Source organism: Enterobacter cloacae complex sp. IR5458, from assembly GCF_049238025.1.
In the GTDB taxonomy this organism is placed as follows: Bacteria; Pseudomonadota; Gammaproteobacteria; order Enterobacterales; family Enterobacteriaceae; genus Enterobacter; species Enterobacter kobei.
This window is the reverse complement of the sequence record NZ_JBMKIF010000139.1, coordinates 1-616: the sequence shown is the minus strand read 5'-3', so window position 1 is coordinate 616 and position 616 is coordinate 1. Positions and strand designations below refer to the sequence as shown.

The 616-nt window shown below is 49.8% G+C and carries 1 protein-coding gene; it reads left to right on the top strand.

Annotated elements, in window-relative coordinates; all coding sequences use genetic code 11:
- Positions 1-41: 41 nt before the first annotated feature.
- Positions 42-616 (top strand): TerD family protein (locus ACOTYN_RS26435; RefSeq protein WP_332959888.1); only part of this gene is annotated, 575 nt, incomplete at its 3' end.

Here is a 616-nt window from a genome sequence, read left to right as displayed (position 1 = left end):
CCTTTGATTGTCTCGGTCATTACCATTTTAAGGAATAAAACATGGTTTCATTAGTTAAGAACCAGACGGTATCACTCAGCAAAGAATCATCTGCATTAAGCCAGCTTCATTTCGGTCTCGGTTGGGATCCGGTTAAGAAAAAAGGTCTTCTTGGAGGATTGTTTGGAGGCAACGACTCAATCGATCTCGATGCTGGCTGCGTATTAATGGACAGCACCGGTAAAACAATTGACACCATCTGGTTCCGCAAACTGGAATCCACCTGCGGCGCTGTTGTGCACAGTGGCGATAACCTGACCGGTGAAGGTGACGGTGACGATGAGGTGATTAATGTCAACCTCTCCCGACTGCCTGCAAACGTTGAATACCTGGCGTTTACGGTAAACAGCTTCCGTGGTCAGTCGTTCAATGACGTCGAAAACGCGTTCTGCCGCGTTGTCGATCAAACCGGCAAAGAGCTGGCTCGCTACAAGCTGACTGAGCAGGGCTCACATACCGGGATCGTTATTTCTTCGCTGCGCCGTAATAACGGCAACTGGGACTTTACCGCCCTTGGCCATGCCTGTCGCGGCCGCACAATTGACGATATGCACTCCGATATCGTTTCAGCGGTTAT